This window comes from Chryseobacterium endalhagicum (assembly GCF_016745235.1).
In the GTDB taxonomy this organism is placed as follows: domain Bacteria; phylum Bacteroidota; class Bacteroidia; order Flavobacteriales; family Weeksellaceae; genus Chryseobacterium; species Chryseobacterium endalhagicum.
The window spans coordinates 46,273-62,485 of record NZ_JAELVM010000002.1; the positions used below are offsets into that span (position 1 = coordinate 46,273).

Below are 16,213 nucleotides of genomic sequence, written 5' to 3' on the forward strand. Positions count from 1 at the left end.
CATGAAAAAAATTCTATTTTTAATCACCGCCCTGCTATCAGGTTTTGCATTTTCGCAGGTAGTTTTTACCCCGGGAATAAGAGCGGGAGCCAATTTCTCTCACTTTTCAAACAGTGAAAGTTTTAATTATTACTATTACGAAGAGCTTCCCAATGCTGCACAGCCTTATCTGGATTATAAAACCAAGACAGATTTTTACATTGGTTTTCTTGGAAATATCCGCCTGGCTAAATTTTATGCCTTGCAGCCGGAAATCAATTATTCCAGACAGGGAGCGAAACTTGATACGAATGTAAATAACTGGAATGGAAAAACCCTTTCCGTATCATATCTGGGCATGCAGCTGATCAATAAATTCTATTTCAATCAGTTCAACATACATGTAGGACCTACTTTGGAATTTGTGGTAGAGAAAAAGAATTTTGAACCTCAAAATGAAATCGACCTTGGCATTACCGCAGGTTTAGGATACGACATTACTCCAAATTTCGGGATTGAAGCGCGTGTAAAGAAAGGTTTCATCCCTGTGGACAGCTACAACAGCAACCATTGGAATGTTGTTTTTCAGACGGGGCTTTATTATACATTTAACATGAAAAAATAACATCATGCAGACGATTCTTACAGACTTTTACACCTTACAGTCATACGAAAAAGCAGAAAACGGAAGTTTTACAGCCTATATCCATCTGAATAAAGATCATGATATTTTTAAGGGCCATTTTCCCGGAAATCCGGTAACTCCGGGAGTTTGTATGATGCAGATTGTAAAGGAACTGACGGAAGAGTTTACGGCCTCAAAGCTGTTCTTAAAATCGGCCTCGAACGTAAAATTCATGGCCATCATTAATCCTTTTGAGACACCGGACCTGAAACTTCAACTGGATATTACTGAAGATGAACAAGGTGTTAAAGTAAAGAATATCACTTCTTTTGGCGAGACTATTGCATTAAAGATGTCTGTAAGCTATAAAAAATAATATTATGAACTTTTTATTATCCTTCATCACAGCTTTTATCTTTTTCTTCCAGACGAATATGGAAGCGGTAAGAAACAGCTATGCAAAAGCCAACCTTTCCAATGCCAATACGGAAGCTTTTATCAACCTTGCGGAAGAACAGCCCGGGACTGATGCGGTGACCAACGGATATAAAGCGGCGGCCAGTATCATGCGCGCAAAAATTGTTAAAAAGGACAGAAAAGCCCTGGTAAAAACCGGAGCAACCGCTCTTGAAGGCATTATCAGAGGGAATCCGAATAATATAGAACTGCGCCTGATCCGGTTAAGTGTTCAGGAAAACATTCCAAAAATCGTAGGCTACAGAAGCAGCATTAAGGATGATAAAACATTCCTGATCAATAACTACAGCAAGCAGAATGCAACATTGAAAAGCTATGTAAAAAAGTTTGTGATGCAGTCTAAATCCTTTACAGAAGCGGAGAGAGCCACTTTAAAATAAAACAATGACCCTTCCTGAAGTACGAAATGCAATTTCTGAAAAGAAAATCTGCATTTTAATACCTACCTACAACAATGAAAAAACTCTGAAAAGAGTGATAGACGGTGTTCTGGATTACACCGGAAACATTATTGCGGTCAATGACGGTTCTACCGATTCTACTTCAGAGATCCTGGCCTCTTATCCACAAATCACCATAATTTCCCTTCCTGAGAACAAAGGCAAGGGAAACGGACTGAAAACAGGTTTCAGAAAAGCCAAAGAACTGGGCTATCATTATGCCATCACCATTGATTCGGACGGACAGCATTACCCGGATGATATTCCCGTATTTGTAGAAGCCCTGCTTCAGGAAAACGAGGATGTTCTTCTGATTGGAAACCGGAATATGTCTCAGGACGGAATTCCGAAAAAAAGCAGCTTCGGGAACAGGTTTTCGAATTTCTGGTTCTGGTTTGAAACCGGAATTAAGCTTGAAGATACCCAATCCGGTTACAGATTATATCCCTTATTAAAAATTCCGAAGAAATATTTCACTCCAAAATTTGAATTTGAGATTGAAATCATTGTACGGACCGCGTGGAGGCATGTTCCTGTAAAAAATGTTCCGGTGAAGGTTTTGTATGATCCGGCAGAAAGGGTTTCTCATTTCAGACCGTTTAAAGATTTTACACGGATCAGCATTCTGAATACCATTCTTGTCACCATCACTCTGCTTTACATTATTCCGCGAAACTTCGTGAATAATTTCAAAAAAAAAAGCTTTAAAAGATTCTTAAAGGAAGATGTTCTTGAAAGCGACGGCAGCAACCGGACCAAAGCATTTTCTATAGCACTGGGTGTTTTTATAGGATTTTCTCCTTTCTGGGGTTTCCATACACTGCTTGTGATCTCGCTATCAGTTCTTTTTAAGCTGAACAAAGTGCTGGCTTTCGTTGCGTCCAATGTGAGCCTTCCTCCTTTTATTCCTTTTATTATTGCGGCTTCATTATATCTGGGTTCCCCTTTTGTACACGGTGAAAGTAATATTATAAGCGGTGAGCTGAATTTTGAGCTGATCAAGAATAATCTTCTTCAATATCTGATCGGAAGCTGTATTCTGGCCACCTCAATGTCTGCGCTTGCGGGAATAGCTTCATTTTTTCTATTAAATAAACTGAGCCCTGAGAACGATTAGGGAGATTTCAGATATCAGATATCAGATACCAGACATCAGACATCAGACATTAGATCTCTAGGTTGAGGCTAAGGCAAAGATTAAGTCGGATTTGAATTAAAACAATATCGCGTCGCTCTAAAACCCGCATCATATAACTCATAATTTATAACTCATAACTTCCTAAAACCCTCATACCCTAAAATGCTCTGACTCTCAAAACTGGAAACAAATCCCAAATCAAAAAAGCCCCGAAGCATGAACTCCGGGACTTTATCACATGAAAAATTATTTTACTTTTATTTTGAAACGATGATTTTCTGGCTGTAATCAATGGCGTTACCCGTGATTTTTACCATGTATGCTCCATTCAGCAATCTGTTAACATTAACGGTAGTCTGTTTGTTAAGATTAATTCTTTCCGTAGCCACAAGTTTACCTGTAAAATCATAAATGGATACGGTCGTAATTCCAGACAGATCCATTCCTGAAGGGGTTTTGATCGTAAATTCATTTTTCACCGGATTTGGATAGATTGAGATTCCTTTGGAATTTGACTCAGTTTCATTCACCGCCAGAGTTCCGCATTCTGCAGGGATGCTAAAGTTTTCCACCTGATCATCCAAATCCTGTCCGCTTCCAAAAATAAGTCCGCTAAGACCGCCCGGAGCTGCATTCACACCCAGTCCCCTTTTGGCAAAAACTTTCCAGATCATGCATTTATCCTGTCCGCCGGTTTTTGCCTGATCTGCTGCTAAAATAGCATCTCTTCCCTGCTTGAAGTTTGGATTACACGGTTGTAATTTAAGCGCATCTACCACCAGCTGCAGTACTCTTGCACTTCCACTGTTTGGATCGGCCATTACATCACTGTTATACCCGTATTTCTCAACGTACTTCCAATGAAGATCCCAAAGCATGGTAGCCCATACAAATCCGATGCTGTGAACATCAGGTTTTGATACGGGTATTCCTATAAAAGTACCAGGAACCTTCATCCCGTTCGTTCTTCCGTAGGTATAATTATTGACGGCAAAATCAGGTGAATATTTAGCTGGTCTTATTCCACTTCCATCAATCTGCTGTTCTTTCGCAAAAGTTCCTACTCCTCTGGCTACTGACGCATTGTCTCCAGGTCTGTTGGTTAGCATTAAGGCAAAAAAGTCCGACCAGCCTTCTCCCATTTGTTCATTCGAGGTCGTAGCAGACAGGCAGGCATTTCCTGTTCCCGTCATCCGGTTGGAAATACCATGCCCGTATTCATGAATTACAATACCATTATCCAGACTTCCGTCTTTATAAATATAATTGAGTTTGTCATATTTCAATGTTGAATTAATAACTGCCCCACCTGCAATTTCATTGGCTAAAAAAGCTCCTTCAGGATTTTCAATTAAAACAGATGGAATCGTTATGGAAGCATCAGTGCCACCCATTCCGCCAAAACCTACCGATGCCGGGACGTTATATATGACAGCTCCTACAGCTCCTTTCAGCTGGGCATTTTTTACTTTTACTGCAAATCCGCACGTTCCTCTTTGTATCACTGCTATTTTTCCCGTCAGATTTTCACTAATTGCAGTACAGCCGTCAGCAGGCGTAGTAAGAGCCAGATTGGCGGTTACAGGCGGAATAGTCTCAAGCTTTGGACCAAATTCCGCGGTTCTGCTTTTAAAAGTTCTTGATGTATAAGTGGAAGGAGAGTTGTAGAATAGATTCTGCATATTGTCCGGCTCCCACAGATACATCTGCATTCTTGGTGGAGTACCGTCAGCAGTGGGACTGAAATTGGCATTATTGTATCCGCCTCCATCCCATGCTTCGGCCAGAACAGCATCACCCTGAGAACTGCCTTTGCCAAAATTATTGGTCTGAAAATTTTTAGCTGTTTCTGTAAATCCAAACTTGTAAAATACATCATGCACTTTATTATTAACGTAGAACAGATTCGTGACTGATGCAGATTTGTAATTCTGTGCAGGCAGGCTGACATCCATCGGAAAGTTAAAATTTCTTGCCGTACCGCCATCCGGAGAAAACTGCGGTGTATTTGTATTATTTTCATCCGTATAGGCATACACATTGTTTCCTCTGGTATTGGTATACGTGTTCGTCCCGTCAGAATGCCATCCTTCAGGAGAGGCAGTAATCTCCCACGGATTATTGAGCAATGCACGGCTTCCAAAGGTAGGAGCTTCTACAGGGAAAGGCAGTACATTATAGGATGCATTGTCCGGCACCAGAACAAAATTATTGCTTCCTTTACCACTTCCGTAATTCAGATGTACAGGTCCCTGGACCGGATGAAACATTTCCGTATGATGCTCATAAGCATCTTCATGAAAATTACAGGAAAGAGTCCGTTTTTCTGTGTATAAAATGGTCCCGTCATCTGTGCTTATAATCACATCCCACATAGCGCCTGTTCCTTTTTCTTTTACATCAAACCGGTACCCAAGAATCAGCTCACCATCTTTTGCAAAGTAAACCGATTGGGTTTTTAAAGGTTCTTCCCTGCCTTCAATATTCGGGGCGGTAGAATATCCGTTGATTTTTTCGGCTGCTTCTGCAACTAATCCCTCTTTTCCGGCATTCTGCTTGCCTTTTACACGGGAAGGATATGTTTTGATAAAAGTATCTGCAAAGCTTAAGACTTTATCCTCTCTTATCAGAACATTAGCCGAACTTCCAAAGACCGGGATCCCATTAACAGTCTGCTGTATTCCTACAACATCACCTTTTAAACTTGTTGAATGGTCTACATTGACAATGGTAAATACTTTCAGTTCAGGATTTATTCTCTGGAATGTCTTTTCGGAATTAACGTATTCTTTGATAACCTGTTCATGGTTCTGAGCATTGGACCAGCCAAAACCGAATAAAGAACAAAGCAGTAAAAATCTGATACTTAGTTGATTTTTCTTCATATTGTTTTTTTGCAAAATGTAAATTCATTTCACCATAAAACATAATCAAAACACAATTAAATTGAATTATTCTCAAACAAAAATGCAAACAACAAAGAATAATTAAAATAATTTATTAAAATACTTCAAATGTATTTTTTTATAAACCTTTATGTGATTCAGCTGTATTGGAAAAACCAACTGAAATTGTTAAAATTAAACAAGCGTTTATTAAAGCGATATGAGATTCTCCGGAGAATGGATCAAATCTGGAAAATAATTAAGCTGTTACCCACCACAAAAAAGCCCCGAAACCTGAGCTCCGGGACTTAATGGTATGAAATTATTCTACTTTTATTTTGAAACGATGATTTTCTGGCTGTAATCAATGGCGTTACCCGTAATTTTTACCATGTATGCTCCATTCAGCAGTGTATTAACATTAACGGTAGTCTGTTTGTTAAGATTAATTCTTTCTGTAGCAACAAGTTTTCCTGTAAAATCATAAATGGATACGGTCGTAATTCCGGACAGATCCATTCCTGAAGGGGTTTTGATCGTAAATTCAGTTTTCACCGGATTTGGATAGATCGAGATTCCTTTGGAGCTGGAAGCAGTTTCATTCACCGCCAGAGTTCCACATTCTGCCGGGATGGTGAAGTCTTCCACCTGATCACTTAAAGCCGGCGCCGGCTGATTGAATCCTTGATACATTCCTGTAAGCGCGCCAGGAGCAGCGTTTACTCCCAATCCTCTTTTAGCAAATGCTTTCCAGATCATACATTTATCTGCTCCGTTTGTTTTTGCCATTTCAGCAGCCAGGATAGCATCTCTTCCCTGTATGAAATTCGGGTTACAAGGCTGTAGTTTAAGGGCGTCTACCACCAGCTGAAGTACTCTTGCGCTTCCGCTGTTCGGATCTGCCAGTACATTGCTGTTGTAACCGTATTTCTCAACATATTTCCAGTTAAGATCCCAAAGCATCGTTGCCCACACGAACCCGATACTGTGTACATCTGCTCTTGTAATAGGAAGAATTCCCAAAAGGATATCATTAACCTTCATTCCGTTGGTTCTTCCGTAGGTATAATTATTAACGGTAAAGTCAGGTGAATATTTGGCGGGTCTTATTCCTCCTCCAGTAATAGGCTGACTGGATGTGAAAGTACCAATTCCTCTGGCCACGGAAGCGTTATCTCCCGGTTTGTTGGTAAGCATTAAAGCAAAGAAATCAGACCATCCTTCTCCCATCTGCTCGTTGGAAGTTCCGTAATTCAGGCAGTTGCTTCCCGTACCCGTCATACGGTTGGTGATACCATGACCGTATTCATGGGCTACAACTCCATTATCTAAACTTCCGTCTTTGTATACGTAATTTAATTTATCATATTTTAAAGTGGCATTAATGACCGCCCCATTTGTAATTTCATTCACTAAAAACTCTCCTTCTGTTTTTCCGATCATAATCGTCGGGATCGTAATGGTAGCATCAGAACCTCCCAATGGTATCGCTACATCACTGTTCGGATGATACTGTACTACTCCAATTGCACCGGCATTCTGAAGATTTTTAGTTTTAACGGCAAAACCACAATTGGCAGGTCCTGCTGCATTAAGTACCGCTATTTTACCCGTTAAGCTACCCGCTGCTACGGCCGTACAGCCATCTGCAGGCACAGAAAGTGACAGATTTCCGGTTACCGGCGGATTTCCTTCCAGTCTCGGGCCAAACTGTGCTGTTTTGCTGAAAGGCGTTCTTGCTGTATACGCTGATGGTGAATTGTAGAAAAGATTCTGCATTTCTGCAGGCTCAAACAAATACATCTGCATTCTTGGTACAGATCCTTCAGCCGGAGACTGGAAATTCGCGTTGTTGTAAGCTCCGCCGTCTCTGGCTTCTGCTAAAACGGCATCATTCCCTGTTCCCCCTGCAGCAAAATTACTGGTCTGAAAGTTTCTGGCGGTTTCTGTAAATCCTAATTTATAAAATACATCATGCATTTTATTATTCACATAGAATAAATTGGTTACAGCAGCAGAGGTATAGTTTTGCGGAGGCAGCGTCACATCCATCGGGAAATCAAAAGCTCTTGCCGCGCCTCCATCCGGAGAGAACTGAACGGTATTGTTCCCGATTTCATCTGTATAGGCAAATACGTTGTTTCCTCTTGTATTGGTATAACGGGTGGTCCCGTCAAAATGCCATCCTTCCGGGGAAGCTGTGACATCCCAAGGATTATTCAGCAGTGCTCTGTTTCCGAAAGAAGGTGCTTCTACCGGGAAAGGCAATACATTATAGGATGCATTATCGGGAGCCAGAACAAAATTCTGGTTAAGCTTATTGGCGTTGATATCTAAATATTCCGGAAGACCGGCAGGCTGGGCATTCTGCTCTCCGGCAGGAAGTCCCGTTGGAAGATGTTCGTAGGCATCCTCATGGAAATTACAGGAAAGGGTAAGGTTCTCACGGTATAGAACTGAGCCGTCATCTGTACTGATCACCACAGTCCAAAGGTTTCCGGTTCCTTTCTCTTCGATATTGAACTGGTATCCCAGAATAAGTTCTCCTCCATTAACGAAATAAACAAGCTGGGTCTTAATCGGAACTTCTTTTCCTTCGCTGTTCTTTGAAGTGGTAAGTCCGTTGAATTTATTTGCTGTTTCAGCAACCAGTGCATCTTTTGCTGCACTCTGTTTTCCTTTTATGCTGGATGGGTAAGTCTTGATAAAAGTATCTGCAAAACTCAGGACCTTATCTTCTCTTACCAGAACATTGGCTGAACTTCCAAATACCGGAATTCCATTAATCGTCTGCTGTATTCCTACGATATCTCCTTTCAAACTTTTAGAAGGGTCAACGTTTATGATGGTAAATGCTTTCAGCTCAGGATTTATTCTCTGAAATGTTTTTTCAGAATTAACGTAATCTTTGATCACCTGCTCATGTTTCTGAGCGGACCATACGCCAAAACTTAAAAATGAACCAAGCAATAAAAGCTTTACACTGAGTCGAATTCTTTTCATATTTTTACTTTTTAGTGGAATTTAGGTTTAATTAATTCTATAGTTAGTAGTAAAAACAATATAATGTTACACTTTTAACACAAAAATTACAGAAATATTTCACTTATACTCCATAAAAAGTCTGCTTACCTTATAAATTTATAAAATAAGTCCAATTTTTTGAAATAAAAAATTCTACTTTAAAACAAACTGTATCAGGTCGTTCAGGAACTCCTGGTCCACATTTCCTTTGATTTCGTAATCTTTTGGAGCCGGCACTCCTGAACCTTTGATGAACAGATGATTTAATGAAGGATACAGGTGAAAAACTGCATTTTTATTATTTTTCAGCTGGTTTTTCCAAAGGCCGAAATCTTTTCCGGTCACCTGATAATCTCTTCCGCCCTGGGCAAAAAACATAGGTGCTTTTATGTTTTTAACCTCATCAAGGGGTTTATAGTGCAGAAGATAGTTCCAATAAGGCGCAGAAAGTCCCATCGGAAGTTCGGAGGTAGGTGTAGTAAGACTGAATCTGTCAGAATTCAACAGTGACACCTGTTTTTTTGTGGTATCCAGAAACTGTTCGGGAGCTTTTGAAGGATCTACTTTACGGATGTATTCCAGCTGTTCTACAATCAGATCCTGCAGCGGCCTTGCATTTCCAGCCATGAAAATATATTTGGAAGCGTTTGCTTTTTTTGCGATTTCAGGCATTAAATAGGCTCCCAGGCTGTGCCCGAGAATGATGATCTGGTACCCTTTAAAACTTTCATTATTTTTGAAATAGGCGGCGGCATTTACGGCATCACTGATGGTTTCCTGCTCTACCGTAGACTGTTCCGTGAACGTTTCCGGGTAAGAGTAGGTCCTTTTATCGTAACGGTAAGAAGTAATCCCGTTTTTGAAAAGTGCCTCTGCAATATCTTTGAAAGGCTTATTCTCACCAAGAGTCTCATCTCTGTCCTGCGGCCCTGAACCGTGGACAAAAATCACCAGCTTTTTTTTATTGTCCTGCTCCGGAATCAGCAGGGTTCCATTCAGCTCGATATCATCACTTTTGATTTTTAAAAAGGTTTTGTCATCTGCTCTATCAAAGGTTTTATGAGGGACAAATACAAATCCTATGATCTTATTACCGTCATTGAACGTGATCAGCATATCCAGTTTGGATTTATCAAATTCAGAATAATAGTAATAGGAATCTTTCTCGCTATTGACTTCCAGAATATTTTTAAATGATCCCAGATTTTCCTTGATCTGTTCTGTCACCGCAGTAAGATCCGCAGCTTTAAGTTCTCCCGCAATGGAAGGATCGAAGTAGGAATGGGCTTTTACCGCATTTTTTTCTATAAATAAGGTCTTAATAAAATCATTTCCGATCTCTTTTCTGCTCTGAGAAAATGCAAATAATGAAAATGAAATAAGGAATAGGGTTACTAGTTTTTTCATATACAATTATTTAAAAACAACATCCGAAAAAGATAACGGACTCATAATAAGGGTGACAAATATGGCGAGAATGATCAGCACCATCTGGTATTGGCTATGGGTTTTTGCCTGATCTTCTTCTTTCGCTTCAAAAGTAAATTTAATGGCATCCGGCTTTTTGATGATCCTCCAGATAAAGCCCAAAAGAATTAAGTTTAATGCAATGGGTGCAAAGAGGAACAGTTTGCTTCCAAACCCGTCGTTTTTCCCTCCATAGCCATGAATAGGGATAATATCCGGAATGGAACTGTACCTTGTCATCAGATAAGCGGTATAGCAGAAAATAATGGCAAAAGGAATACAAAACAGCAGTTTTATATGTTTCGGGATCATTTTAATTTTTTTAAAGTTTTTTTGAGATATTTCTCTACATTCTTCCGGTCCGGAACCGTGGTTATTTCTTTTGTCAGGGCTTTTTCAAAAGCAATTTTAGCATTTGTATATTCTTTCTTACTGTAATAATATTTTCCGGACTGATAATACACCAGCCAGAAATCAGGGTTCATGGATTGATAGTAAGGGATAAAATCATCTGTTAAAAAGATCTGATCATTATCTGTGGCAGCATTCACTTCTGTGCTCAGCATTTTATACATTTCGTAATTCTGATAGTCGTCGGAATCCGCAAAAGGATCTCTGGCGATATTCAGCCCGGTTTTCGCTTTCAGGCTTTCTTCCGCTTTTCTGCCGGAAAAAATCTCGTTCAGATCATAGCATACAAATTCTCCCAGCTGGTAAGGATTTGACGAAACCCATACCAATCTCTTCTCAGGGGAGAAAATGACAGCATGATGAGCCAGCAGCTGGTTGATGGCTTTTTCGTTTCCGTAGCCAATTTTCTCATCTTTCAAACCGGATTTTTCGCGTAAGATGGCAGCCATTTTCTCAGGATTCAGCTTTCTGTTTTCCTGAAGAAGCTCCTGAAGCTTTTCGTAGCGGTATTCGGAGTGGCTTTCTATTATATGCTTCTGGTTTCTTTTATCATCTTTATAAGCTTCGGACTGAAAATGATTGGTACAGAAAACCCGGCTGGTATTTTCAACCCTGTACACGCCGAAATTATCCGGTGAAACTTCAATGATAACGGCATTTTTGTCATGAGCACTTCCTACGAGAATAGATTCTGACACAAATACCTTTCTTTTTTTCGCAATGGCAATCGCCTCATCAATATTTTTCGCGTATTGCAGAATCTCCCTTGTCACAAGAGAAATCGGGGTTTTGGCCGTCAGCGGAATTTTAGATTTTCCGGCATTGATGGTCACGGTGATGCCTTCTTTATTCATCCCTGAAACTACGCCTATCATTCCCGGCCAGCTTACGGACATATAAGGAATTCCCGTATCGGGTTCTACAAATTCCACGAGTTTATTTTTAGCAAAATCATCCCCGACGTAAAAGTCAAAATTTCTTCCGATCAGTAATTCTCCGTCTTCCGTATTTTCGTTCCATACGGCCAGTGAAGTGCATCCCACCATCGCCAGATCCTGCATGGCATGGCCAATATCGTGAGCACCGTGCAGATAAAGGTTCCGAAGATATTTAGGCGCAATAAAATTGTATTGATCCGATGAATATTGTGACAGTCCGTACAATTCTGCCTGATAATCCTCTCTTACATTCAGGTACATTTTTCTGTTGTACCATTTTAAGAATCCGCGGAGAAGCTTTTGTTTGAATTTTGAAGGAACAAAACCCTCCACTTTGGAAAAGAAGATCTCTTCCTGCTGCTGCATCAGGTTTTGAGTTAATGCTCCGTTATTATATCCGAGCTGCAAAGGATTTCCCTTGATGTAAAGTTCCCAGAGCTGCTGTTTGTTTTTGGTTAAATAATTCCGGTTAAAACTGAACGTAGAATCATTGATCTTGCTGACCTTTGGGGTTTCCAGCGTATACCTGCTGATGTCAGGAATATGGCGTACAGATTTTGAAATACCGCAGGAAATAAGGGAAAGAATCAGGAAAAACTGAATTCCCCTGAATACTGCAGCCAGCCTGTTATTTCTTTTCATGGGTATCGATCATTTGTTTCAGGCGTTCATCTATAAGCTCTTTTCCGAGAATTTCCGCACAGGTATTGAAAGCGCCTATCGTTACGCCCAAAATTCCATGCATATTGACAGACTGCCCGGTCAGGAATAAATTATCCGTCTTGGTTCGCGGAGAAACCATCGTTTTAAGCGGATTGTCCGAACTTTTCATGTACCCGTACATATTTCCTTCAAAGCTTCCGATATAATCCCTGTAAGACAACGGGGACGAAGTATAAATGCTTTCTATGGAATGCCTCAGGTTTGGGATTTTCTTTTCCAGAGCAGTAATCATTTTTTCCGCTTTTTCCAGCTTGAACTGCTCATAGGTTATTCCTCTTTCATGGGTATCTGCTACTGTATTGACCGTTTTTTCCCAGCTTTTAACCTCATCAAAATCCATATAGGAGATGGCGGTAAGACTTTCCGCATAATCCGGATGTTGTTTTGAAGGGGTGGAAGAAAGCATATAGGTCTCCGGCCAGTTTTCTTTGCGGTAGCGGAATGCATTCCAAACCATTTCCTGTGATGAATAGTGGTAAATATTGTAATTAAAATTCGGGAAAGACTGTGGTTTTAAAACCATATAGACACTGAAGCAGGAGGAAACCGGCTTCCAGCTCATGACCCTGTTCAGAAAAGATTTTCTGAGCCTTTCTTCTCCCATCAGGTTTATAAAGGAACGGATCTCTATGTTTGAAATAAATTTCTTTGCTGCGTATTCTTTTCCTGATTTTGTTTTCACGGAAGACAGAGCTCCGGATCCGTTAAAAATAAATTCGGACACCTCAGAATGTTTATGTACTTCAGCCCCGTACTGACGAAGCTTTTTGATCAGCAGTTTGGTGATCTGGCTGCCTCCTTTTACACATTTCCAGGCACTCTGAATGTAAGAATTCACCGTTAGCGCATGAACATAAAACGGTATATTTTCCGAATCTCCGGCATAGAGAAAATTGGAGCCTAGCAACACAGCCTGCAGCCTTTCATCCTGAGTGACGGATTCTATAAATCTTTTGGTATTGAGGTGGAGGATTTCCTCGTTATAGCTGTCTTTTCCGATGACCTGATATCTTGGAAACTGCGCACAAACGTACTGGATCTCTTCGCAGTAGCTTTCCAGGTTTTGTTTTTCGTTGGGAAAGTGAGCTGTAAGCTGTTCTATAAAGTTTTCGTAACCCTGCGCGTGGGGATATTCAATATCTTCTTCCCCGAAAGAGATTTTATCATAGCCATCCTCGTTCATCTGATGAAGTTCCAGTTCATCTATAATTTCAAGATAGGAAAAGAACTGATGAAGATTCTGTCCTTTTGAAAGACCGCCCAGATAGTGAACTCCGGTATCAAAGATGAGCTTGTCCCGGGAAAACGTCTGCAGGTTTCCGCCGTATTGGTTATTTTTTTCCAGAACACAGACTTTCAGACCTTCTTTCGCCAAGATAAGAGCCGAAACAAGACCTCCCAATCCACTACCGATCACAAGTATGTCGTATTCTTTTTTCAAAAGAAGAAAAGATGTGTGTTTAGTTTCAAAAAATTAAGAAATTCAGAGATTTAGAATTGTTCGCGGCCTGAAGAAGGTTCGAACATTCTCTTTCTGATTTTTTTAATGATCTGAGTTTATTTATTAGTTTTCAGGGATAAAATTAGAAAAATTAATCAATATCATCCCAAAAATCGAAATAATTGAACCACTGAAGGGGATATTTTCTGATCATGGTTTCAAGGTTCTGCACATAAGAATTGAGAAGTCCCTGAGAATCACGGTTTTTGATGTTTTTTGCGACTCTTGCGTATAAGTGGTAATGAAGATTTTTTTCTTTCATTACATAAACATATACTACAGGAACTCCAAGACGGGAAGCAATAAGGAACGGACCGGCCGGAAATTTTGCACTTTTCCCCAGAAGATCGGCTTCCAGATACTTCGAACCTTCGAAATAACGGTCTCCGGTGAAGCAGATGAGTTCATTATCGGACAAAGCCTGATTGATCTCAAAAATATGCGACATATCTTCTTTGACGTAGATGAATTTGATGTTACTCTGCTTTACAGCCACACTTTCAAGGTATTCTTTAATCACCGTTACTTCCTGATCCGTAGTGACCAGGTTGATCTGGCAGTCGAAATCTATATCTGCGAAGAAATGTTCTGCAATTTCAAAATTCCCGATATGGGCACTGATGAGGACACCGCCTCTTTTTTCAGCCAGAAGGTTCCTGAGGTTTTCAATTCCGTCAAATTCATAGGTGTATTTTTCCCTTAAACCTGCTGAAATAGCTGTTTTATCGATCAGAACTTTTCCAAATGTGAAATAACTTCTGAATACCGAAACTTTGGATTTCCAATATCCATAGCTGAGTCTTTTCTGAAAATAATAGGAAATGTAGCGGTTGCTTTTTCTAAGAAATAAAAAATAATAGGAAGCTACGAAGTAAAGCACAACATATGAACTCCGGATGCCGATATTTCTAATGCACCAGACGAAGATTTTATATCCTGTTATGGTTCCCTTAGATTTACCTTTCCACTTGTTCATATCTCAATTTACCAATTTATCAGTGTACCAGTGTAACAATATTTTAAAGCCATTGTTACACTGGTACATTGTTTTATTGTTACATTATTAAAGAATAAAGTTCAATCGATAGTTATGCGTTTTTTTCAGCGATTTTGTTTTCAATAGTAGTATAGAAATCATCAAATGTGACCATTTGTTTAAAATCTGCCTCGCCTAATTTTACTCCGAAATTAGCTTCAATCACTACGACCATGTCGATATAGTCCAGGCTGTCCAGCCCGAGCGTTTTTTTAAGGTTGGCTTCATTGCTGATCTCATCACCATCCACTTCAAATTCGTTTACTAAGAAATCATTAACGATGTCAACAATTTTTTCCCTTTCCATGTTTTGTTTTTAATCAAATTTTTTAACTATTAATGCGGAGTTGGTTCCCCCAAATCCGAAAGAATTCGACAAAAATACGTCAATTTTTTGATTTTTCGTTTTGGAGACCAAATTTATCTTCTTCGCTTCCTCGTCAGGATTTTCCAGATTGATGTTCGGGGCAACGAAATCATTCTGCATCATGAGGATGGAATATACTACTTCACTTGCTCCCGCCATCCAGCATTCATGGCCTGTCATAGACTTGGTAGAACTCACCGGAACCTCACTTCCGAAGATCTCATGAATGGCTTTTGCTTCATTGGCATCACCAATCGGCGTGGAAGTCGCATGGGCATTGATATAATCGATATCTTCAGCTTTTAAACCAGACTGCCTGAGCGCACGGTCCATTGCCAGAGCCGGTCCGTCTACGTTAGGGGTTGAAATATGTCCGCCATTTGAAGAGAACCCATAACCTACGATCTCAGCAAGAATGGTTGCCCCTCTTTGCTGTGCAGACTCGAGACTTTCCACGATAAGGCTGGCCGCTCCTCCACTTGGGATCAGTCCGTCTCTTCCTGAGTCAAAAGGTCTTGAGGCTTTCGTGGGCTCATCTTCTCTTACGGAGAAAACACCCAGTCCGTCAAAGCTCGCCATTGAATATTTGTTGGTTTCCTGAGCGCCGCCGCAGATGATCATATCCTGAAAACCGTTTTTAATCATCATATAGGCCAGTCCCAAAGAATGAGATCCGCTGGCACAGGCTGCACTGATGGTAAGATTGATTCCTTTCAGCTTAAAAATGGTTGAAAGGTTCATGGTTACTGTGGAGTTCATGGATTTAAAAATAGCTCCCGAACCCATCAGTGTGGTATCTTTTTTCTCTCTGGCAATATCGATAGATTCTACTACTGCCTGAGAAACACTGTCGTTTCCGTAAAGAATTCCTACTTCATGGCTATCCAGGAAATCCTGATCTAAGCCTGCCTGTTTTAGTGCATCGCTGGTCGCAAGGTAAGCATATTCACTTTCCTCGCCCATGCTTACACGCTGGCGTCTGTTGAGCAGGTTTTTAAGATCCGGCTTCGGTACTACACCGGTAAGGCCAGACCTGAACCCGAATTCTTTTCTTTCCTGTACTAAAGTAATACCGGATTTTCCTTGATATAGGGATTCTCTGACTTCTTCCAAAGAGGTCCCGATGCAAGAATAAATTCCCATTCCGGTAATTACAACCCTATTTTCCATTTGTTTTATTAATTTAACAATGTATCAGTTTA

At 40.3% G+C, this 16,213-nt stretch carries 13 protein-coding genes; 4 read left to right on the forward strand and 9 right to left on the reverse strand.

Annotated elements, in window-relative coordinates:
• Position 1: 1 nt before the first annotated feature.
• Genes JET18_RS10515 through JET18_RS10530 form a run of 4 tightly spaced genes read left to right on the forward strand, consistent with a single transcriptional unit; the run spans position 2 to position 2,638 of the window.
• Positions 2-604, forward strand: a complete 603-nt coding sequence (locus JET18_RS10515; protein ID WP_202090851.1) for an outer membrane beta-barrel protein — start codon at positions 2-4, stop codon at positions 602-604.
• 4 nt (positions 605-608) lie between these two features.
• Positions 609-980 carry a 3-hydroxyacyl-ACP dehydratase gene (locus JET18_RS10520; protein WP_202090853.1) on the forward strand — a complete coding sequence of 124 codons (372 nt, stop codon included), beginning with the start codon at positions 609-611 and terminating at the stop codon, positions 978-980.
• Positions 981-984: 4 nt separating this feature from the next.
• Positions 985-1,461, forward strand: coding sequence for a hypothetical protein (locus JET18_RS10525; RefSeq protein ID WP_202090855.1), 477 nt, complete (start codon positions 985-987; stop codon positions 1,459-1,461).
• Between the two features lie 4 nt (positions 1,462-1,465).
• Entirely contained in the window at positions 1,466-2,638 is a 1,173-nt protein-coding gene (locus tag JET18_RS10530; protein WP_202090857.1) for a DUF2062 domain-containing protein, read from the forward strand.
• 278 nt (positions 2,639-2,916) lie between these two features.
• Here the strand turns inward: JET18_RS10530 and JET18_RS10535 are convergent, their stop codons facing one another.
• The 9 genes from JET18_RS10535 to JET18_RS10575 all read right to left on the reverse strand — a co-directional run bounded on the left by JET18_RS10535 (position 2,917) and on the right by JET18_RS10575 (position 16,181).
• The gene (locus JET18_RS10535; RefSeq protein WP_202090859.1) at positions 2,917-5,544 is read right to left on the reverse strand and encodes a T9SS-dependent M36 family metallopeptidase; all 2,628 of its coding nucleotides are present in this window, start codon (positions 5,542-5,544) and stop codon (positions 2,917-2,919) included.
• Between the two features lie 333 nt (positions 5,545-5,877).
• Positions 5,878-8,547 (reverse strand): T9SS-dependent M36 family metallopeptidase, encoded by a 2,670-nt coding sequence (locus JET18_RS10540; RefSeq protein WP_202090861.1) that lies wholly within the window; start codon positions 8,545-8,547, stop codon positions 5,878-5,880.
• A gap of 174 nt (positions 8,548-8,721) precedes the next feature.
• Positions 8,722-9,975 carry an alpha/beta hydrolase gene (locus JET18_RS10545; protein WP_228728534.1) on the reverse strand — a complete coding sequence of 418 codons (1,254 nt, stop codon included), beginning with the start codon at positions 9,973-9,975 and terminating at the stop codon, positions 8,722-8,724.
• A 6-nt stretch (positions 9,976-9,981) separates the two neighbouring features.
• Complete coding sequence (locus tag JET18_RS10550) at positions 9,982-10,347, reverse strand: hypothetical protein (protein WP_202090865.1); 366 nt, start codon at positions 10,345-10,347, stop codon at positions 9,982-9,984.
• Positions 10,344-12,026 carry a C45 family autoproteolytic acyltransferase/hydolase gene (locus JET18_RS10555; protein ID WP_202090866.1) on the reverse strand — a complete coding sequence of 561 codons (1,683 nt, stop codon included), beginning with the start codon at positions 12,024-12,026 and terminating at the stop codon, positions 10,344-10,346. The genes JET18_RS10550 and JET18_RS10555 overlap by 4 nt, the downstream gene beginning before the upstream one ends.
• A complete protein-coding gene (locus tag JET18_RS10560) occupies positions 12,013-13,548 on the reverse strand; it encodes a phytoene desaturase family protein (RefSeq protein WP_202090868.1) in 1,536 nt (511 codons plus the stop codon). The genes JET18_RS10555 and JET18_RS10560 overlap by 14 nt, the downstream gene beginning before the upstream one ends.
• A gap of 151 nt (positions 13,549-13,699) precedes the next feature.
• Entirely contained in the window at positions 13,700-14,584 is an 885-nt protein-coding gene (locus tag JET18_RS10565) for an LpxL/LpxP family acyltransferase (protein WP_202090870.1), read from the reverse strand.
• Between the two features lie 112 nt (positions 14,585-14,696).
• Positions 14,697-14,951 (reverse strand): acyl carrier protein, encoded by a 255-nt coding sequence (locus JET18_RS10570; RefSeq protein ID WP_202090872.1) that lies wholly within the window; start codon positions 14,949-14,951, stop codon positions 14,697-14,699.
• A gap of 9 nt (positions 14,952-14,960) precedes the next feature.
• The gene (locus JET18_RS10575) at positions 14,961-16,181 is read right to left on the reverse strand and encodes a beta-ketoacyl-[acyl-carrier-protein] synthase family protein (protein ID WP_202090874.1); all 1,221 of its coding nucleotides are present in this window, start codon (positions 16,179-16,181) and stop codon (positions 14,961-14,963) included.
• Between the last annotated feature and the right edge of the window lie 32 nt (positions 16,182-16,213).